Raw genomic sequence first — 19,430 nt, 5'->3', positions numbered from 1 at the left:
GGAGAAAGATATGGACAATAAACAGCTTAAAACGATAGCAGAAGAACTGTTTCAGGTGAAAGACAAATCCTGGGGAATGTACGCATTCTCCAGGGATATTCTTAAAAATAAAGTAGCAGACAAAGACAAGGAAGCCATGATAGAACAGGCGATTCGCTGTGGCGAAGAGACTGCGGTCTGGGCAATGAAAGAATTTGGCACCAGTAATCCCTGGGAGATGGCAAAAAAACTGAAACTTAAAGTGGAATTTACAGACAGAGGGCAGATAGCAGACAGAGTGTTATTTGCCCTTTTTACTCCTCCTGACCGAGTTGAGATCATGACAGAACCAATCGAGCATTTGGGTGGTGAATCTGGATTAGACGGACTCATTACAAAGGAGGAAATCATAAGACTCATTCTGGGGCATGAGATATTTCATTACCTGGAAGATGAGATAGAGGGAATCTATACTAGAAATGAAAAAATTATCCTGTGGAACTTCCTTGGATATAAGAATAAATCCACACTTCGAGCCTTGTCAGAGATCGGAGGAATGTACTTTTCCAGGAAAATCAATGAAATTTCATATTCACCATTTGCTTTAGACATACTTTTGTATTATAATTATAGTCCAGATGAGGCCCTGAAGATGTACAGGGAAGTATTAAGCTTTTAACAGGAGGCATTAATGGGCGAAACAGACAACAGCCAGGTAGAACCTATATATGATATTTTGCGGACGGATATACTGGATTTAAGGCTGCGCCCTGGAATGATAATTAGCATTAAGGACATTAGCGAATCCTATCAGGTTGGCAGAACCCCAGTGCGTGATGCACTTATAAGCCTTTCCAAGGAAGGACTTATTACCTTTCTGCCTCAAAGAGGCACCATGATCTCCAAAATCGATTATGATAAGGTAAGGAATGAACGGTTCTTAAGAACCTGCGTGGAAGAAAATGTCATTCTGGAATTCATGGCAGTATGTAACTTAAAAGCTATAACCGCACTTGAAATGTCATTAGAGAGGCAAGAGCAGCTTGAAAAAGATGGTGATATCCGGGCTTTTCTATCCGAAGACTCTTATTTTCACTCCATTTTTTATGATGGAGCAAACAAAGGTTACTGCAACGACATTTTGACGGCCAATTCCGGCCATTACCGGAGAATACGACTTCTTTTTATGGCGGATTCCGGGATTGAAAAGGGAATTGTTAAGCAACACAGAGAACTTGTAGATGCTGTACTTGCAAAGGATTCGGAACGCCTTCACACCATATTGAATCATCACTTAAACCGGTTGGTTAGCAAGGAAAGACCTTTGGTAGCCAAATATGCAGATCTTTTTGATCATGAGCAGACAGAAACCAAAAGAGCTGCTGATATGCTGGGAGTGGATTTTCTTGTGGACACAAAACTCAAATATCATACATAGAGGGGGGTGCAAAAATGCATTTCCCCTCTTGCATTTCCCGGATACATATGGTATAATCTTTATGTCTTTAATTGAAGTATTTTTTACAAACATGCGCGAGTGGCTCAGTGGTGGAGCACGACCTTGCCAAGGTCGGGGCCGCGGGTTCGAGTCCCGTCTCGCGCTCTCTATTTTTTAATTTTGGGTTTCCAGATGATGGAGATCCTTTTTTTTTGTGGCAGGAAATTACGTCCTAGTACATAATAAGCCTTATTAGGCGGGATGCACATGACAACACATTTCAGGTAGATTCTCACTATCGTGACAGTATGTCACCCCTAGAGTCTGGCAATCCAGACGTTTGTTATTTATTGTCTTTGCAATTATTAAATGTTTATTTTAACAGAATAAGGCATTGCATTTAAGGATAGGAAATAATATAATACGGAATTAAATGATCGAAATAAATACCAAGGAGGTTGTTATGTCACATATAAAAAATATATGGAAGGTCTTTGTTGGCGATTTAAAGCATATTACCATGAATCCAGTGTCAATACTTATTGCGCTGGGACTGATTATCATACCATCCCTTTATGCCTGGTTTAACATCGCGGCAAGCTGGGATCCTTATGGCAATACAAAAGGGCTTAAAGTTGCAGTTGTGAATGAAGATAAAGGGGCATCAATTGACAGTATTTTCGATTCGGATATTGATGATTCCTCCATTAACATCGGTGAGATGGTCATGGATGAACTGAGGAAAAACGATAAAATCGGCTGGCAATTTGTGGATAATGCAAACGCCATCGACGGAGTGCAGTCAGGTAAGTACTATGCTGCAGTGGTAATTCCGGAGGATTTCAGCCAGAAAATATCAAGTGTTTTGTCCTCAAAGATTGAACGACCAGTATTGCAGTATTATGTAAATGAAAAAAAGAATGCCATTGCTACGAAGATTACAGGCAAAGGCGTGGAGACAGTTCAACTTCAGATTAACGAGACCTTTATCAATACAACATCAAAAGTCATGGCGAAGGTTTTAAACAAACGTTCGGAGGGTTGGAGTGTTGATAAAGAAACAAATAGAAACGATGCCATAGGCACCTTAACCGATGCGAAAAATGATTTAGCTCAGGTTTTGGATACCATTTCTATGCTTCAATCCACGTTAAAGACGGTAAATTCTTTAAACGATGGGGTGAAGGGAACCCTTCCAGATATGGATAAGTTAATCAGTTCTGGTGGGCAGACGGCAGGTAGTGCCAAGAATTTAATCGATTCAAGCAGAGGTTTTTCTGGCATCATGACGGATGCATTGAAAGACACTTTAGATAATATTGTTAAAATAGAAGAAACTGTTTATAAGACCTTTGATGCGGTTGGAAAGCTTTCCAATACATCGGCGGATGCAGCAGCTGATTCCTTAAAGAATTTACAGGGACTCTTACAAGCCGGCTTAGAGCAGATTAACGCGGTTAACAAGATTCTTACTGGAATTAATAAGCTTCTCCCGATTCCGATTCCGGATGGAACTGCGCTTTCGCAGCAGCTTACGGCTCTGGCAAAGCAGCAGCAGGATGCCATTGCAAAACTTGCCGCAGCTGAGAAGACAGTGCGTCAGACAAAACATTTACCAAGTGATGTGGAATCCGATATTGGGGATACTCTCGATGGACTTTATAATACTACTTCAGATACTTTGAATTTCTATACCGGAAGAGTTGAGGTTCCACTTAATGACACTCTGGATAAGACTTATGATGCCTTAGGTGCAACATCAGGAGCCCTAGATAGCATGGGTAGCTTAATTGGGCAGGTAGACGGAACCTTATCAAGTGTTACCGCTTCATCTCAGACTTTAATTGAGACTTTGGACAGCACCAAGAGCATGATTGGCAGAAGCCAGGAACGAATCGATGATATGATCGAGAACGTGAATAAGGTGGTTGACAGCAAGCAGCTCAATAAGATTATGGATATTATGAAGAACGATCCAGAGCAGTTTAGTGAATTTATGAAAACACCTACGGATATGGTTACCAACAAGATGTATCCGATTGAGTTTTATGGATCAGCCATGGTACCTTTTTATACCACACTTGCCATTTGGGTAGGTGGTATGCTTTTGGTGGCTTTGCTTAAATGCAAGGTTGAAGATAGCAGGGCTGTGGGGCTAGAGCTTTATGAGACTTATCTAGGAAGATATATGACATTTTTACTCATGGGAACGGCTCAGGCGCTTGTCGCCGCTTTGGGAGATATTTACCTGCTAAAGGCTCAGTGTCTCTACCCTGGAAAATTTATACTGGCGGCAATCATAGCCAGCTTTATTTTCAACAGCATTATCTATTCCTTGACGGTCTCCTTTGGAGATGTAGGTAAAGCTATTTCTATTATATTTATGGTAATTCAGGTTGCAGGCTCCGGTGGAACATTCCCCATCCAGGTAACACCTCGGTTCTTCCAGGTGGTGAATCCTCTGCTACCATTTACTCATATCATTAATGCGATGAGAGAGTGTGTCGGTGGAATGTACCAGAATGATTATTGGAGATATATAGGATACGTATTAGTCTTTATTCCTATTTCATTGCTGGTTGGTATTGTATTGCGGAAGAAGGTGCATGAACTTAATGAATTCTTTGAAGAAAAACTCAGTGAAACAGGAATGTTCTAAAAATAAAAAAAAATTCTACATACCAGGAAAGAAATCATGGGTAACTAGGTTGTGTGCCGTGGTTTTGACCTTGGCGATTGTCTTATGCGTTGCATGGTATGTGGTGCCTATGTATTACGCCAAATTTTATTTGACTCGTTCTGCACTTCAGACGAAAGAGAAGCTTTTCACCTTGTGGAATCAGGATGAGGGAGTTGGAAATGCTTACGAGGACCATCTAAAACTGGTAGCAGATGAAGTGAGGTGGAATGGACATTCTGTCCTTCTCCTTCCAGGAGGTCTTGGAATCTCCTTTACAGAGCAGCGCGGTGAGGATGACGGTTTTTCTCAGGGAAGCCTTAACGTGTATTTCCTGGGAGCCATCAGGGAAGGCATCTCTTATTGGGCGGACAACGAAAATGTAGTATTCCATATTCCTGGAATCACACAGATATCCGCTCAGACCACTCAGGAATCTTTGAAAAATTCTCTTGGATTTACCTTGACTCCAGGAAAGAAGAGCAAGGTGAAGAATCAGCTTGAGACCATTGGGAAGAATTCCATACATATGATGGCGAAAAGCCAGATCCGTTTTGTCAGTAGAGACAAAAGCGGTGTTGTCATAGAGGCTGATGTTCCTGCGGCTGTGTTTGATTCCTTCTTAAGTGAGGTGGGAGATTTTGTGTTAGACGGTCCATTAAAGGATATGAAGGAATGGGGGCAGATACTTAAAGATGATAAGACCCAAGGGGAGTCTAAGCGCATCATAATCTCCATTGATAAGAACATGAACTTAAACAAGATTGAAGTGGACGGACTGGGAACTTTTACGTTGGCGATGGAAAATAACCAAGGGCTTTCCCTAAGCGGGAATGTATCTCTAAATGACAGAAGTTTTGCGTTTGATTCCAAACTGTACTTTGGATATGGAATAGAAGGGAAACGTTCTTTTCAGATATCAAGTTTAAATATCGATACCGATAACGGCAAGTCAAGTCTCCGTCTAGAACTAAGTGGTGGATACCAGGGTGGCAAGATTTCTTCCGAGGCGATGGAGCGGGATAAATTCAATGCTGGAATAGAACAGCCGGAGCAGAATGGGATTGATAGTTACAAGGAAAACTTCTTGAAAAAAATCCGTCTTCTGGGCTTTGATATGAATGAATAAAAAAATGTGTTGACAAATACAACTGTAACTTTTATAATAACAGTAAGCAATCTGATATTACAAAGGTTACAGTTTTATATATTTATACTAAAACACAGGATAATCCAAACAATTATGATAAAACTATAAAATGAGTCAAATTACATGGTATAAGGATCATTTTAATTAAGGAGGAATATATATGGCAGTCGTAACATTAACACAGAATAATTTTGAATCAGAGGTAGTGAATAGTAAGGGCATCGTGCTCGTAGATTTCTGGGCAACTTGGTGTGGTCCTTGCAAGATGTTTGCACCGATTATGGATGAGATAGCATCAGATAATATTCCTGATTTAAAGGTTGGTAAAATTGACGTAGACGAAAACCAGGAACTGGCAGGCCAGTTTAAGGTAATGAGCATTCCGACCGTAGGCATCTTTAAGGACGGCAAGCTTGAAGTTACTTCTGTAGGTGTAAAGTCCAAAAAAGAGATCATGGAAATGGTAGATCGTTTAAAGTAATTCTTATGGCCGCAGGTGATTCGAGAAGATCAAGAGCCTGCGGCCTTTTTTTACATATTTTAATACTTTTCAAAATGTGTTTTATAGATTAATATAGTAGTATAAGTTGTGGTTGACCTTCCCCTATACAGGAAGGATTATACTTAGAATATATACATGGGGCGTGTAGAAAAGGCAAATGAACTAGATGATGTAGATAGGACTATGCTATGGGGGCTTACATGAAAGACGAAAAATTGTTTTCTATTGGAGAAGTAAGTAAGATTTGCAATATTTCTACCAAGGCTTTGCGTTTTTATGATAAGATCGGTATTATATCTCCCGATATGATCTGTAAGGAGAACAGCTACCGGTATTATAATAAAGAAACGCTTCTTACCGTCCCGGTTGTAAAGTATTATAAACAGATGGGATTTAAGCTGGAAGAGATGCAAGGGCTCGTGGAAGGAAATACGTATTATTATCTTGAGCAGAATTTCCACAACAAGATTGAACAGCTCCGTTTTCAGGAGCAGCAGATTCATAACAGCTATATTGCGGTAAAAGACTGGTATGAGCTGATCCAGGAAGCTAAGATGGTGCGTGAAAACGATGTCCACGACGTTGCGGTGAAGTATATTCCTGCAGTTACATACTGTTGTCTGGAACAGGATTTTGATTACAACTATATGGAATCAGTCATTAATATAGAATGGACGAATTACTTAGAACGGGCAGAGAATGAGATTACTGGAGCAGTGATCTTAAAGTTCCAGTCCTTTGAGGACAAGATGAAAGGCACCTGTAAGCGTGCCACCATCATGCAGGAAGCGATTCATCCCTGTACGGAATGTATGGACCGCCAGGTCTATGGAGGGTTTATGACTGCTTCCGTTTATCACATCGGGAATCTTGATACAATCGATGAAGAATACGAGAGGATACTTACCTGGGCCGAGAAAAAAGGTTATAAATGCGGCAAGGAGAGTTATGAGCGGTATGTGGTGGACTATTGGACCACTAGAGACCCAGATGAATTTGTTACTGAGGTCAATGTACCTATCTACAGGTAGTGTCTGCCTCTGACATAGAATCAAGTTGATTCTGTGTCAGAGGTTTTTTTGGGTTTTGACGGTTTATTGTTTTATGTGAACCTGATTTACATATATTTAGGCGCATATGAGGAATTATTATCACTCATCCAGTTTTTGGACTTAAAAAAAAACAAAAACAGGTTGACATTCCCCATAGGGGTAAGACCTATACTAAATGCATAGAAAAACGCATGACACCTTTTGAAAATTAGTAACATTAACTGATTAACTGGTGTGAGGTGTTTTCTAGACGTTTTCAGCTGAACGTAGAGTAACAAAAGAGTGTATTTTTGTGCTCAATCCAATTGGGGGAGGAATTTTAAAAATGACAGAAACACGAAAGAGATTTAAAAAAATCGGTATCACAGCAGGTATCATATCCGGTCTTATGTATGGTCTTTACACAACCTTCGTATTGATCGCTGGTAAATATGAACCGCTAAAGGGAGCAGCAGATGTTCTTCCAGGACTTTCAGGAGCGCTGATACTGGCTTATGTAGCTTCAGGTCTTAATGATTTTTTCGCAGGCATATGGCTTACGATCTACAACATTAAAACCGGACGTATTAAAGAACTGGGCAGAAGTCTTAAACTGTTTCCTGGCAAGATTTCACTTGTAGGATCTTTTGTTGGCGGACCGATTGCGAGTGGCGCTTATCTATTAGGACTTAGCATGGCGGGAGCGTATGCAATCCCCATCTCAGCGATGTATATCCTTTTTGGAGCGTTTTTCTCAAGAATCATCTTAAAGCAGAAGATTATACCAAGAGTAGGCGTAGGAATGATGATTTGTGTGGTTGGAGCGATTGTTATCAACTGGGTGAAACCAGAAGGAAGCACTAACTTTACACTGGGTATTATCTTCGCATTCATCGCAGCCGTTGGTTGGGCTCTGGAAGGTGTTTTTGCAGCCTACGGAAGTGCTATGCTGGATTCCGATGTACTTATCAACATTCGTCAGTTGTTATCAGGTATCGTAGATTTATTTGTAATTCTACCAATCTTAGGTGGAATGGGTCTTTTAGGAAGTACAATGTTATCTGTACCACCAATTGGCTGGCTTTTACTTTCTGGATTATGTGCGGCTGTTTCCTATTTATGCTGGTACAAATCCAACAGTACAGTAGGCTGTGCGGTAGGAATGTCATTAAACATCACCTACGCATTCTGGGGCGTGCTATTTTGTATTTTGTTCATAGATCAGCCTATCACCCCAACAATTGTAGTTGGCTCTATAATTATTATCTTAGGTGCTATTTTAGTTTCCCTAAACCCAATGGAACTGTTTACTAAAAAGGAGGATTAAGAAATGAAATATGATGCATTAGGAATGATCGAAACAAGGGGCCTGATCGGCTCAATTGAAGCTGCAGACGCTATGGTAAAGGCAGCAAACGTAACATTAATGGGTAAAGAATTTGTAGGTGGCGGACTTGTTACTATTATGGTAAGAGGTGATGTAGGAGCTGTTAAGGCAGCAACTGATGCAGGCGCAGCCGCAGCACAGAGAGTTGGAGAGTTAGTTTCTGTTCATGTAATTCCACGTCCTCATGCAGAGGTTGAGTCAATTCTCCCAAAGGATAAGAAGGAGATTAAGTAATGAGCAACCAAGGAATGACAGCCGCATCTGCGGATAAGCAAATGGCAGCTATCAACAAGAAGTTCAGAGTGACTGGTATATCTACCGGTGCATTTTCAGGACTTACCTACGGAATCTATACAGTCTTAGTACTCTTAGCGGGACGTTATGCTCCCCTTGCAGGTGCAGCTGGACTGTTAGCTGGACCTTATGTATGTTCCGGTTTAAATGATCTTTTCGCAGGCATCTGGCTAACAATCTACAATGCGAAGAGCGGCCGTATCCGTGAGATGGGAAGAAGTCTTAATACATTCCCTGGTAAAATGATTGTACTTGGTTCCATTCTAGGAGGTCCGATCGCCAATGGAGCTTACCTGGTAGGCCTTGCCCTAGCTGGAGCTTATGCGATCCCAATCTCTGCGTTATGCGCTTTGTTCGGTGCAATTTTTGCAAGGATCTTTTTAAAGCAGAAGATCACAAAGAGAGTTACTGCTGGTATGCTGGTGTGTGTAGTTGGAGCTATTATCATCAACTGGGCAAAACCAGAAGGCAGCCCTAACTTTACTTTGGGAATCATCTGTGCATTTATCGCAGCTATTAGCTGGGCTTTAGAAGGAGTTTGTTCTACTTATGGCGGAGCTATGATTGATACTGATGTTGCAGTTAACTTACGTCAGCTCATTTCAGGTATCGTGGATCTATTTATAATTCTTCCTATCGTTGGAGGTCTTGGACTTTTAGGCGGAACTCTCTCAGCAGGAGTACCTGTAATCTGGCTTGCAGTTGCAGGCTTAAGTGCAGCCGTATCTTTCGTATGCTGGTATAAGAGCAATTCAACCGTAGGTTGTGCAGTTGGTATGTCCTTAAATGTTACCTATGCCTTCTGGGGCGTATTCTTCTGTATCCTTTTCCTGGGACAGGCAATTACCCCTACAATTGTAATCGGTTCTATCGTAATCGTATTAGGTGCGATTTTAGTTACTATGAATCCACTTGATTTAATCAAGAAAGGGGAATAAACGTATGTTATTACCTGCAAGAACAGCAGTTTTAAATTATTTATACGGCGTTAAAAATGCAGACGTTGATCAGATTATGGAGGCATTAAAGCCAGAATATGGCAATGAACGTCAGTTTACAAAAGATCGTTACATTGATCATGTTATGTCATTGGAAGCCAACGGAATGGTAAATTTAAGCAGCCACGATCTGGACAAGAACGGAGTTTTGCGTATGTTCTACGAAATCAACGACGATGGAAAAACAGCTGTTGATAAATACGTAGACAAAAAGTACCGCCACAAATAATTCGAGGAGGTTTACTCAAGGTGAGATATTACGGAGATGAAGCGTTAGGGTTAGTGGAAACCATTGGACTGGTTCCGGCACTGGAAGCTGCAGATAAGATGTTAAAAGCAGCTGATGTTGAATTGATTTCTTATGAAAATGTAGGCTCCACATTAGTTACTATTATGGTAAAGGGTGATGTAGCAGCAGTACGTTCTTCCGTAGATGCGGGTGCAGAAGCAGCCGCAGCCATCGGTAAACTGACGGCACATAATGTTATGCCAAGACCAATCAAAGAGGTTGGTGACATTGTATCAGTACATGATATTGACGCATAAAGAGAGGGAAACAGTATATGGAAAGATATGAAGCCATAGGCGCGATTGAAACATTTGGTTTGGTATTCGTACTGGAAGCGGCTGATGCAATGTGTAAGGCAGCAGAAGTAGAACTAGTTGGATATGAGAACGTTGCTTCCGGCTATATCTCAGTTATCGTACAGGGTGATGTCGGCGCCTGTAAGACTGCGGTAGAAGCAGGAATCAAAGCTGTTAGCAATATGGGAGCTGAAGTATACAGCTCTGTGGTTATCCCAAGACCTCATCCTGATCTGGCTAAGATCGTGAAGAGATATGCGATCCCCACTGCTCCTGCAGAGGTATAACAGACATCCCGAACGAAGGGAGATATGGAAATGAGTTTTATAGATAAAGACCTGCTCTCCATTCAGGAGGCCAGGATTTTAATGGAAAGCGCACGAGAAGCCAGAGAAAGCATGCTTACCTTCCCCCAAGAGAAGCTTGATTCTATCGTAGGTATCCTTGCTGTGGCGGCTAAGGAAATGGCGGAGGAACTAGCGATCCTATCTGCAGAAGAAACTGGATATGGACGCTGGCAGGATAAATTTGTGAAGAACACATTTGTCTGTGAAACTCTAAAAGAACAGTTAGAAGACTTAACCTGTGTCGGAATTCTCAAAGAAGATTTTGAGAAGAAGACTATGGATATCGGTGTTCCGGTAGGAGTCATCGCAGCCTTAACACCAGCAGTAAGCCCCGTATCCACAGCGATTTATAATGTGTTAATCGCTGTGAAATCCGGAAATCCAATCGTGATTGCTCCCCATGAAAGAGCAAAAAAGGTAACTGGGAAGCTCCTTAGCCGGATGCAGGAAGCAGGAAGATCTTGCGGACTGCCGGAAGGTGCCATTGGTTATTTAAAGACAATAACAGAAGCGGGTGTATTGGAACTAATTTATCACCCCGCAGCGGCTATGGTGATCAACACTGGAGTGCCGGAGTTTTGCAAAAAGGCAGCACAAAGCGGAAAGCCTTACATCTATGGTGGAACAGGAAATGGTCCTGTGTTTATAGAACGGACCGCGGATGTAAGACAAGCCGTGTCAGATATTATTATCAGTCGAACCTTTGATTATGGAATCGTATCTGCAGCCGAGCAGTATGTGGTTGTAGATGGTGTAATCGCAGCAGAAGTAAAAGCAGAGATGTTAAAGAACAGTGCCTATTTCATGGACAGCCAAGAAGAAAAGATGTTAATTGATCTTCTTTGTCTGGAAAGCGGAAAGGCTGATACAGAGATTATGGGAAGACCGGCTGTCTGGCTTGCAAAGCGGGCAGGGTTTGATGTCCCTGACTCCACTACGGTTCTGGTTTCCGAACAGAAGTATATCTCTGAGAGAAATCCATTTGCGAAAGAACTTCTCTGTCCTGTTCTTGCTTATTACATTGAGCACGACTGGATGCATGCTTGCGAGAAATGCATGAGCCTTTTGGTAAATGAAAGCCATGGTCACACCTTGGTGATTCATTCCAGGGACGAGGAAGTAATTCGTCAGTTCGCATTAAAAAAACCAGTCGGTAGAGTTCTTGTTAACACTCCCGCAACCCTTGGAAGTATGGGAGCAACGACGAATTTGTTCCCGGCCATGACCTTAGGAAGCATCACGTCAGGTGCAGGAATGACTGCAGATAATGTCTCCCCCATGAACTTCATATATACCCGCAAGGTAGGTTATGGAGTCCGCAAAGCTGAGGAATTCTTAAAGCTGACGGATCGGTCTTTTAACGGTTATGAACCCGCTTCAAGCGAAAAAAACGGTGTCGATGAGACTAAGGCTCTGTTAAAACAGATCTTAGAGGCGCTGTCCAAAGAACTGGACGAGAAATAATAGAAAGAGAGGGAAATCGTATTGGATATTCGTGAATTTTCTAATAAATTTGTAGAAGCGACTAAAAGCATGTCTCCGGAAGAGAGATCTTCCCTGATGAAGATGTTCGAAAGTGTTTCTGATGAAATAAATAAAAAGGAGTCCGCTCCTAAGAATGACTTTGTAGGAGCTGAGGAGGGTACAGAGATACCTGATAGCATCACTACTAGACTTCAGAAATTAAAAGATAACTACTTAACACATAGACCTACCATTACAACACACCGCGCTCGTGCAATCACTAAGATTGCAAAAGAGAACCCTGGTATGCCAAAGATCATGCTTCGCGCGAAGTGCTTCCGTTATTGCTGCGAAACAGCTCCTCTTGTAATCCAGGATAACGAACTTATCGTAGGTGCTCCTAACGGCGCTCCTCGTGCAGGCGCATTCTCTCCTGATATTGCTTGGAGATGGATGTTAGATGAGATCGACACCATCGGATCACGTGCTCAGGATCCATTCTACATCTCTGATGAAGATAAGAAGATCATGAAAGAAGAACTGTTCCCATACTGGGAAGGCAAATCTGTTGATGAGTACTGTGAAGACCAGTACCGTGAAGCTGGTGTTTGGGAATTATCCGGTGAATCCTTTGTATCTGACTGTTCTTACCACGCAATCAATGGTGGCGGCGATTCAAACCCTGGTTACGACGTAATCTTAATGAAGAAGGGTATGCTGGATATTCAGCAGGAAGCGAAGGATCATTTAAAAGAACTTGATTATCAAAATCCTGGTGATATCGAAAAGATCTACTTCTATAAGTCCATCATCGATACCACAGAAGGCGTTATGATTTACGCGAAGAGACTTTCTGACTATGCAAAAGAACTTGCAGATAAAGAAACAAATCCAAAGCGTAAGGCTGATCTTTATAAAATTGCTGAAGTAAATGCTTATGTACCTGCTCACAAGCCAAGAACTTACTGGGAAGCAATCCAGTCAGTTTGGACCATTGAATCCCTTCTTGTAGTAGAAGAGAATCAGACTGGTATGTCCATCGGACGTGTGGATCAGTACATGTATGAATATTACAAAGACGATATCCAGTCCGGCCGTATGAATGATTTCCAGGCTTTCGAGCTTTCTGGCTGTATGTTAATTAAGATGTCTGAGATGATGTGGATCACCAGCGAGGGCGGTTCTAAGTTCTTCGCAGGATATCAGCCATTCGTAAATATGTGCGTTGGTGGTGTAACCCGTAGCGGACAGGATGCAACCAATGATTTAACTTACCTTTTAATGGATGCCGTACGTCTTGTAAAAATTTATCAGCCATCATTAGCTTGTCGTATCCATAATAAGTCCCCAAAAAGGTACTTAAAGAAAATCGTAGATGTTGTTCGTTCTGGTATGGGCTTCCCAGCTTGTCACTTTGACGATGCACACATCAAGATGATGCTTGCTAAGGGCGTTAGCATTGAAGATGCACGTGACTACTGTCTGATGGGCTGTGTTGAGCCTCAGAAGTCTGGACGTTTATATCAGTGGACCTCTACCGCTTATACTCAATGGCCAATCTGTATCGAGCTTGTTTTAAACAAGGGTGTTCCATTATGGTATGGCAAACAGGTTTGCCCGGATATGGGTGACTTAAATAGCTTTAAGACTTATGAGGAATTTGAAACAGCAGTAAGAGAAGAGATTAAATACATCACAAAATGGTCTTCTGTTGCAACTGTAATTTCTCAGCGTATTCATAGAGAATTAGCTCCAAAGCCATTAATGTCCATCATGTATGAAGGATGTATGGAAAAAGCTTTAGATGTATCTGCTGGTGGCGCAATGTACAATTTTGGACCTGGTGTTGTTTGGTCTGGTCTTGCAACTTATGCAGATTCCATGGCAGCAATTAAAAAGCTGGTATTCGATGAAAAGAAATACACACTTGAGCAGTTAAACACAGCATTAAAGGCTGACTTCGTAGGATACGAGCAGGTTCGTACCGATTGCCTCAATGCTCCAAAATACGGAAATGACGACGATTATGCAGATTTAATTGCAGCTGATCTGGTTGACTTTACCGAGCATGAGCACAGAAAATATAAAACATTATACTCTGTGTTAAGCCACGGAACCTTATCCATTTCAAACAACACTCCATTTGGACAGTTGACTGGTGCTACTGCCAACGGACGTCATGCATGGCTTCCTCTTTCAGACGGTATCAGCCCAACTCAGGGTGCTGACTTTAAGGGACCAACCGCTATCATCAAATCCGTATCTAAGATGTCAAATGACAGCATGAACATTGGTATGGTACACAACTTTAAGATCATGGCAGGACTTCTTGATACACCAGAAGGAGAAGAGAGCTTAATCGGACTTCTTCGTACCGCTTGTATGTTTGGTAACGGTGAGATGCAGTTCAACTATCTGGATAACAACACTTTAATTGAGGCTCAAAAGCATCCAGAACTCTACCGTGACTTAATCGTACGTGTAGCTGGATACAGTGCATTCTTCGTTGAGCTTTGCAAAGACGTACAGGATGAGATCATCAGCAGAACCATGCTCACACATTTCTAAAAGGAAACGGAGATTAATCACTATGGACCATGGAAATACAGGAGAGATTGAACGTAAGGCGCTAATCTTTAATGTCCAGAAGTACAATATGTATGACGGGCCGGGTATCAGAACTATGGTATTCTTTAAAGGCTGTCCGCTCCGGTGTAAATGGTGTGCCAACCCGGAAGGGCTGGAACGGAAATTCCAGGTGATGTATAAAAGAAATTCCTGTGTAGACTGCGGGGCATGCGTTGACGTATGTCCTGTGGGAATCCATGTGATACTTAACGAGACCGGTAAGCATGAAATAGTGCGGGAAAAGGACTGCATCGGCTGTATGAAATGCGTAAAGGTATGTCCAAATGCAGCGCTTAACATTGCTGGAGAGGTGAAAACCATTTCAGAACTGTTAAAGATCGTGGAGGAGGATGTAGCGTTTTATGACATTTCTGGCGGAGGGGTAACCCTTGGCGGCGGCGAAGTAACCGCTCAGCCAGAAGCAGCCTTAAACCTTTTAATGGCCTGTAAGCGGGAAGGAATCAATACAGCGATTGAAACCTGCGGTTATACAAAAACGGAAACGATATTAAAGATTGCAGAATACGTAGATTTATTTCTCTTTGACATAAAGCATATGGATCCCGTGAAACACAACGAGTTGGTAGGAGTAAGCAATGAGCTGATTTTAACCAATATAAAGGAACTTTTACACCGTCGCTATAACGTAAAGGTACGTATGCCTATGTTAAAGGGAATTAACGATAGCAGAGAAGAGATTGATGCGGTTATCAAATTTTTGATGCCGTTCCGTGACGATAAGAATTTTAAGGGAGTTGATTTACTGCCATATCATAAGCTGGGTGTGAACAAATACAATCAGCTTGATATGAAGTATCCCATTGACGGCGATCCAAGCTTAAATGCAGAGGATCTAGACCGGATCGAAGGATGGATGAAAGAATATCAATTTCCGGTTACTGTGGTGAAGCACTAGGAAAGGGGAAAACGTCGTGGTAGAGATGCAGCGTGTCATAGAGGAATCGGTTCCAGGAAAACAGGTAACCATTGCCCATGTCATTGCATCCCCCATCGGGGAGGTATATGAGTGTCTGGGCATTGATGCACTTGGCGCCATCGGAATTTTGACCTTATCTCCATATGAAACGTCCATTATTGCAGCGGATATTGCAGCAAAAGCAGCGGACGTGGAAATTGGATTTTTAGACCGGTTTACCGGATCTGTCATCATTGCAGGCGACGTGGATAGTGTGGAAACTGCTTTAACTGCCGTATGCGAAACTTTAAATCGCGTACTTGGCTACACGGTTCCACCTGTTACTAAGACATGAGAAAGAAGAGAATCATGATCATTGGTGCAGGCGGCAGTGGGAAAACTTCGTTGGCTAATGTTTTTAATGACATTGATGAGCCGGCGAGGCGGACCCAAAACATGGTATATGGGAAAAGAACCCTGGATGTTCCTGGAGTCTACTTAGAAAGTCCCTGGATGCACAAGCATATTATTGCAGCGGCCCAGGACGCATCTCATGTACTGATGCTGGTAGACCAGTCTTCATGCCGGGAAAGCTACCCGCCTGGATTTGCAAAAGCGTTCCGGGTTCCGGTAATCGGAGTCATTACTAGAAGCGGAGAAAAGCCTGAAAATGATGGCTGGTGTATCCGTCAGTTGAAAAAAACAGGAGTTACAGAACCTTACCACCATATAAATCTTGGGGACCAGACTGGTCTTAGTGATTTAGTGGAAGCAATCAAATAACATGAAATACCCAAGGGTATACCTGAATGTCCAGAAAGCAGGACAAATTTAGTGAAAGGAGGGAAATGTAACGTGGAGCAATTTGTAATGAACACAAAGGTTTATATGGGATCTTCTTGTCTTGATAGGATAAAGGAGCTTCCAATCAACAAGGCTTATATCATCTGTGATCCTTTTATGGCTCAGTCCGGAAAGGTAAGCATGATTACAGACCTGTTAACCGAAAAGGGAAGCAGCTTTGAAGTGTTTTCTGAAGTAGTACCAGATCCTACCATTGAAGTAGTTTCTAAGGCAATCGGTAATATGCAAAGCTTTGGACCAGATGCCATCATCGCACTTGGCGGCGGATCTGCCATCGATACAGCAAAAGCGGCAAGCCACATCTATACACAGATGTGCAATGCAAAGCTTTATCTGGTCGCAGTTCCAACCACCAGCGGTACTGGCAGTGAAGTGACGAATTTTTCTGTTATCTCAGATCCTCAGGCTCAGGCAAAATACCCGCTGCGTTCTGACAGCATGATGCCTGATGTGGCATTTTTAGATCCACGCTTTACTGTATCGGTTCCGCCTCATATTACGGCAGATACCGGAATGGATGTACTGACACATGCACTAGAAGCTTATGTTTCAACCAGTGCTGGTGATTTTACAGATGCATTTGCAGAAAAAGCAGTGAAGCTAGTTTGGAACTATCTTGCCACAACCGTAGAAAATGGAAACGATATAGAAGCTAGAACCCATATGCACAATGCATCCTGTCTGGCAGGTGTTGCCTTTAACGGTGCAGGATTAGGACTTTGCCATAGTATGGCTCATGCCCTTGGAGCAAAATTCCATATTCCTCACGGAAGAAGCAATGCAATTTTACTTCCTCATATCATCAGTTATAACGCAGGCTTAGAAGAAGCCGGAGAATACGATGCCTGCAACCGCTATATGGCGATTGCCAATATGCTTGGATTCGCAGCTGGAACAGATAAAGCCACGGTACACGGCCTGGTGCGTCATATAAAGAACCTTATGACTAAGATTAAGATTCCGCAGCAGATCACGGATTTAAACGTAGATCGTGATGAATTTTTACAGGCTGTAGAAGAAATGGCAGAGAAGGCTCTTCATGATAACTGCACATTAACGAACCCAAGAGTTCCGACAGCAGAAGATATTGCAAATATCTATCGCAAATTGTGTAAGGGGGGATTTTAATGAAATTCATCACAGAAGATGATTTAAGAATTTTGTTTCGTAGAGAACCCTTTACCTCTTATGATTTGTTAGGAGGAACAAGACTTACGCCCGGAGCAAGACAGTATTTGGTGGATAAGAAAATTTCCTTTTGTGACGATCCAATGTCCATAAAAAGAAAAACTTTTAAACCAGAAGAGAAAAAGGTAGAGACAAAAGAACCTGAGGCCAATAAGCAGGTTACAATAAGTGGACTGCTTGAGCTTAAGAAGAAAACGCTTCAGGCTCAGTTCTTAGAAACAGGACTTTTACTCATGGAACGGGACGTACTTTTAGCACAGCAAGTATTTGACCTTGAACGGAAGCTTTCGGACGTGGGGAAAGAAAGTAACGAAGAGGACATTACCATTCAGGTTTGTACCGGCTTTCATAAAGATAATATAAAAGAACCCTTTGATGATTGCTTTGATATTTCCGGCTTTCACGCCCAGTCAGAAAAAGGAAAAGAAATTGTGTTGCTTCACCGTTTGCGCTGTAGTGTAAGAGAGCTGGCGGCAGAAGCAGGAGACAATCGTTTTAACCCGGTGATTAACCGTTTATCTCAACTCATCTGTTTGGAATACGGAGGAAAAGCATGTCAAAGAAAGTAATTAATTTTGATAGCTGCAATGAGCTGGTAAGCCAGTTTGAAGCAGTCGTAAAGCATCCTGTATCAGGAAGCTCCTCTGTATACTATACGGGAGTCGATTTGGGAACCGCGTGTGTGGTACTAGCTGTGCTTGATGAAAATTATAAGCCAGTGGCAGGTGCTTACCGGTATGCAGATGTAGTCCGTGACGGTATGGTTGTCGATTATATCGGTGCGATCCGAATCGTTAGAGAGCTTAAGGCAGAACTTGAGGAAAAGCTTAATACAGAGCTGATTTATGCAGCAGCAGCAATTCCCCCAGGAACGGACGCTCTCGACGGAGGTGCTATAAAGAATGTGGTGCAGGGTGCGGGATTTGAAATTACTGCCCTTCTTGATGAGCCTACGGCAGCAAATGCAGTATTAAAAATTGAAAATGGAGCAGTCGTGGATATCGGCGGCGGAACCACAGGTATTTCTATCTTAAAGGATGGAAAAGTGGTATATGTTGCAGATGAACCCACTGGCGGAACCCATTTCTCTCTGGTGATATCCGGAGCGTATAATATGAACTTTCAGGACGCAGACGTTTATAAGCGAGAGGAAAAACACCACAAGGAGCTGCTTCCGGTCTTAAAACCGGTAGTTGAAAAGGTAGCATCTATTATAAAACATCACATCGAAGGTCATGACGTAGAAGAGATCTACCTGGTAGGTGGAACTTGCTGTCTGATTGGAATCGAAGGAATCATAGAAAAACAGACGGGAATCAAGACAAGAAAACCTGATAACCCAATGTTTGTAACTCCTCTTGGAATCGCATTCTCCTGTACACAGGAGGAAATGGCATAAAAAGGAAGTGGACGTATGGAATACCGGATCATTAAATCACCGTCAAAAGGAACCATTGATATTTTAAACCGCAGAAAAGGCTCCGGCGCCTCAACCCCCATCGGGCCGGTGGATGCAGTTGGGCTCATTCAGGGGCGAATCATAGAGATGGTCTGCGCCGCCGATGTAGCGGAAAAAGCTGTTGGCGTAACGGTAGAAGATATCAGGGGAAGCTGCCCACAGAACATGATTATGCTGGCGATATTTGGAGATACGGCATCGGTAGAGGCAGCGCTGGAAGAGATAAAAATAAGAGAGAAGAGAGGTACCATGGAATGGTAGCAGCAAGACTGATCGACAACATTTGGGCAACCAGAAAAGCCGACACCTTAAACGGTTATAAATTCATGCTTGCTGAGATTATCGGTGGTACCAGGGAAGGCGAGCGGATGATCGTAGCCGATATCATCAGTGCAGGCATCGGCGATCGTGTGATCGTTTCTACTGGCTCTTCTGCCAGACGAATGCTTGGAAGCGATGAGATTCCTATCGATGCAGTGGTAATTGGAATCATTGATGAAGATTGCCAATTTATATAGAAGGG

22 protein-coding genes and 1 tRNA gene are annotated in these 19,430 nt (G+C 42.4%); all 23 read left to right on the top strand.

Translation table 11 applies throughout. The annotated features are described in order from the left end of the window. Positions 1–10 precede the first annotated feature (10 nt). The 23 genes from BET01_RS01980 to BET01_RS01870 all read left to right on the top strand — a co-directional run bounded on the left by BET01_RS01980 (position 11) and on the right by BET01_RS01870 (position 19,425). Positions 11–658, top strand: coding sequence for a hypothetical protein (locus BET01_RS01980; protein WP_120195069.1), 648 nt, complete (start codon positions 11–13; stop codon positions 656–658). Between the two features lie 12 nt (positions 659–670). Continuing rightward, a complete protein-coding gene (locus BET01_RS01975; RefSeq protein ID WP_120195068.1) occupies positions 671–1,417 on the top strand; it encodes a GntR family transcriptional regulator in 747 nt (248 codons plus the stop codon). A 93-nt stretch (positions 1,418–1,510) separates the two neighbouring features. Beyond that, positions 1,511–1,582 (top strand) — tRNA-Gly (locus BET01_RS01970). 298 nt (positions 1,583–1,880) lie between these two features. Further along, positions 1,881–4,076, top strand: a complete 2,196-nt coding sequence (locus tag BET01_RS01965) for a YhgE/Pip family protein (protein ID WP_120195067.1) — start codon at positions 1,881–1,883, stop codon at positions 4,074–4,076. Then, on the top strand, positions 4,024–5,223 hold the full coding sequence (locus tag BET01_RS01960) for a hypothetical protein (RefSeq protein ID WP_120195066.1): 1,200 nt from the start codon (positions 4,024–4,026) through the stop codon (positions 5,221–5,223). The genes BET01_RS01965 and BET01_RS01960 overlap by 53 nt, the downstream gene beginning before the upstream one ends. 181 nt (positions 5,224–5,404) lie before the next feature. Then, positions 5,405–5,725: a thioredoxin gene (gene trxA, locus BET01_RS01955; protein ID WP_120195065.1), complete on the top strand. Its 321-nt coding sequence runs from the start codon at positions 5,405–5,407 to the stop codon at positions 5,723–5,725. Between the two features lie 221 nt (positions 5,726–5,946). Further along, positions 5,947–6,777 carry a MerR family transcriptional regulator gene (locus BET01_RS01950; RefSeq protein WP_120195064.1) on the top strand — a complete coding sequence of 277 codons (831 nt, stop codon included), beginning with the start codon at positions 5,947–5,949 and terminating at the stop codon, positions 6,775–6,777. Between the two features lie 346 nt (positions 6,778–7,123). Continuing rightward, positions 7,124–8,104, top strand: coding sequence for a DMT family transporter (locus BET01_RS01945; RefSeq protein WP_120195063.1), 981 nt, complete (start codon positions 7,124–7,126; stop codon positions 8,102–8,104). A gap of 3 nt (positions 8,105–8,107) precedes the next feature. Beyond that, positions 8,108–8,398: an ethanolamine utilization microcompartment protein EutM gene (gene eutM / locus BET01_RS01940; RefSeq protein ID WP_120195062.1), complete on the top strand. Its 291-nt coding sequence runs from the start codon at positions 8,108–8,110 to the stop codon at positions 8,396–8,398. Beyond that, positions 8,398–9,396: a DMT family transporter gene (locus BET01_RS01935; protein WP_120195061.1), complete on the top strand. Its 999-nt coding sequence runs from the start codon at positions 8,398–8,400 to the stop codon at positions 9,394–9,396. Before eutM ends, BET01_RS01935 begins: the two co-directional genes overlap by 1 nt. 4 nt (positions 9,397–9,400) lie before the next feature. Then, positions 9,401–9,685 carry a hypothetical protein gene (locus tag BET01_RS01930; protein WP_120195060.1) on the top strand — a complete coding sequence of 95 codons (285 nt, stop codon included), beginning with the start codon at positions 9,401–9,403 and terminating at the stop codon, positions 9,683–9,685. 20 nt (positions 9,686–9,705) lie between these two features. Continuing rightward, the gene (locus BET01_RS01925) at positions 9,706–10,002 is read left to right on the top strand and encodes a BMC domain-containing protein (RefSeq protein WP_120195059.1); all 297 of its coding nucleotides are present in this window, start codon (positions 9,706–9,708) and stop codon (positions 10,000–10,002) included. 17 nt (positions 10,003–10,019) lie between these two features. Continuing rightward, positions 10,020–10,328, top strand: a complete 309-nt coding sequence (locus BET01_RS01920) for a BMC domain-containing protein (RefSeq protein WP_120195058.1) — start codon at positions 10,020–10,022, stop codon at positions 10,326–10,328. Positions 10,329–10,358: 30 nt separating this feature from the next. Beyond that, complete coding sequence (locus tag BET01_RS01915) at positions 10,359–11,852, top strand: aldehyde dehydrogenase family protein (protein ID WP_120195057.1); 1,494 nt, start codon at positions 10,359–10,361, stop codon at positions 11,850–11,852. A 21-nt stretch (positions 11,853–11,873) separates the two neighbouring features. After that, entirely contained in the window at positions 11,874–14,420 is a 2,547-nt protein-coding gene (gene cutC / locus BET01_RS01910; protein ID WP_120195056.1) for a choline trimethylamine-lyase, read from the top strand. A 22-nt stretch (positions 14,421–14,442) separates the two neighbouring features. Then, the gene (cutD, locus tag BET01_RS01905; protein WP_120195055.1) at positions 14,443–15,396 is read left to right on the top strand and encodes a choline TMA-lyase-activating enzyme; all 954 of its coding nucleotides are present in this window, start codon (positions 14,443–14,445) and stop codon (positions 15,394–15,396) included. 25 nt (positions 15,397–15,421) lie between these two features. After that, positions 15,422–15,751, top strand: a complete 330-nt coding sequence (locus BET01_RS01900; protein WP_120195332.1) for a BMC domain-containing protein — start codon at positions 15,422–15,424, stop codon at positions 15,749–15,751. 14 nt (positions 15,752–15,765) lie between these two features. Beyond that, positions 15,766–16,179, top strand: a complete 414-nt coding sequence (locus BET01_RS01895) for a EutP/PduV family microcompartment system protein (protein WP_330512335.1) — start codon at positions 15,766–15,768, stop codon at positions 16,177–16,179. 72 nt (positions 16,180–16,251) lie between these two features. After that, positions 16,252–17,388, top strand: coding sequence for a 1-propanol dehydrogenase PduQ (locus BET01_RS01890; protein ID WP_166428712.1), 1,137 nt, complete (start codon positions 16,252–16,254; stop codon positions 17,386–17,388). Further along, positions 17,388–18,017, top strand: coding sequence for a hypothetical protein (locus BET01_RS01885; RefSeq protein WP_120195053.1), 630 nt, complete (start codon positions 17,388–17,390; stop codon positions 18,015–18,017). The genes BET01_RS01890 and BET01_RS01885 overlap by 1 nt, the downstream gene beginning before the upstream one ends. Next, the gene (gene eutJ, locus BET01_RS01880) at positions 18,002–18,847 is read left to right on the top strand and encodes an ethanolamine utilization protein EutJ (RefSeq protein WP_120195052.1); all 846 of its coding nucleotides are present in this window, start codon (positions 18,002–18,004) and stop codon (positions 18,845–18,847) included. Before BET01_RS01885 ends, eutJ begins: the two co-directional genes overlap by 16 nt. Before the next feature lie 15 nt (positions 18,848–18,862). Beyond that, positions 18,863–19,168: a BMC domain-containing protein gene (locus BET01_RS01875; protein WP_120195051.1), complete on the top strand. Its 306-nt coding sequence runs from the start codon at positions 18,863–18,865 to the stop codon at positions 19,166–19,168. After that, complete coding sequence (locus BET01_RS01870) at positions 19,162–19,425, top strand: EutN/CcmL family microcompartment protein (protein ID WP_120195050.1); 264 nt, start codon at positions 19,162–19,164, stop codon at positions 19,423–19,425. Before BET01_RS01875 ends, BET01_RS01870 begins: the two co-directional genes overlap by 7 nt. The last annotated feature ends 5 nt before the right edge of the window (positions 19,426–19,430 follow it).

The organism is Lacrimispora algidixylanolytica (assembly GCF_003609635.1).
Lineage (GTDB): Bacteria > Bacillota > Clostridia > Lachnospirales > Lachnospiraceae > Lacrimispora > Lacrimispora algidixylanolytica.
The sequence above is the reverse complement of the archived record's forward strand: the minus strand, read 5'-3'. Positions and strand labels throughout refer to the sequence as shown.

Coding starts and splice junctions, on each gene's coding strand:
- BET01_RS01980 (WP_120195069.1), top strand. CDS start 11: ATGGACAATAAACAGCTTAAAACGATAGCAGAAGAACTGTTTCAGGTG.
- BET01_RS01975 (WP_120195068.1), top strand. CDS start 671: ATGGGCGAAACAGACAACAGCCAGGTAGAACCTATATATGATATTTTG.
- BET01_RS01965 (WP_120195067.1), top strand. CDS start 1,881: ATGTCACATATAAAAAATATATGGAAGGTCTTTGTTGGCGATTTAAAG.
- BET01_RS01960 (WP_120195066.1), top strand. CDS start 4,024: ATGAACTTAATGAATTCTTTGAAGAAAAACTCAGTGAAACAGGAATGT.
- trxA (WP_120195065.1), top strand. CDS start 5,405: ATGGCAGTCGTAACATTAACACAGAATAATTTTGAATCAGAGGTAGTG.
- BET01_RS01950 (WP_120195064.1), top strand. CDS start 5,947: ATGAAAGACGAAAAATTGTTTTCTATTGGAGAAGTAAGTAAGATTTGC.
- BET01_RS01945 (WP_120195063.1), top strand. CDS start 7,124: ATGACAGAAACACGAAAGAGATTTAAAAAAATCGGTATCACAGCAGGT.
- eutM (WP_120195062.1), top strand. CDS start 8,108: ATGAAATATGATGCATTAGGAATGATCGAAACAAGGGGCCTGATCGGC.
- BET01_RS01935 (WP_120195061.1), top strand. CDS start 8,398: ATGAGCAACCAAGGAATGACAGCCGCATCTGCGGATAAGCAAATGGCA.
- BET01_RS01930 (WP_120195060.1), top strand. CDS start 9,401: ATGTTATTACCTGCAAGAACAGCAGTTTTAAATTATTTATACGGCGTT.
- BET01_RS01920 (WP_120195058.1), top strand. CDS start 10,020: ATGGAAAGATATGAAGCCATAGGCGCGATTGAAACATTTGGTTTGGTA.
- BET01_RS01915 (WP_120195057.1), top strand. CDS start 10,359: ATGAGTTTTATAGATAAAGACCTGCTCTCCATTCAGGAGGCCAGGATT.
- cutD (WP_120195055.1), top strand. CDS start 14,443: ATGGACCATGGAAATACAGGAGAGATTGAACGTAAGGCGCTAATCTTT.
- BET01_RS01900 (WP_120195332.1), top strand. CDS start 15,422: ATGCAGCGTGTCATAGAGGAATCGGTTCCAGGAAAACAGGTAACCATT.
- BET01_RS01895 (WP_330512335.1), top strand. CDS start 15,766: ATGATCATTGGTGCAGGCGGCAGTGGGAAAACTTCGTTGGCTAATGTT.
- BET01_RS01885 (WP_120195053.1), top strand. CDS start 17,388: ATGAAATTCATCACAGAAGATGATTTAAGAATTTTGTTTCGTAGAGAA.
- eutJ (WP_120195052.1), top strand. CDS start 18,002: ATGTCAAAGAAAGTAATTAATTTTGATAGCTGCAATGAGCTGGTAAGC.
- BET01_RS01875 (WP_120195051.1), top strand. CDS start 18,863: ATGGAATACCGGATCATTAAATCACCGTCAAAAGGAACCATTGATATT.
- BET01_RS01870 (WP_120195050.1), top strand. CDS start 19,162: ATGGTAGCAGCAAGACTGATCGACAACATTTGGGCAACCAGAAAAGCC.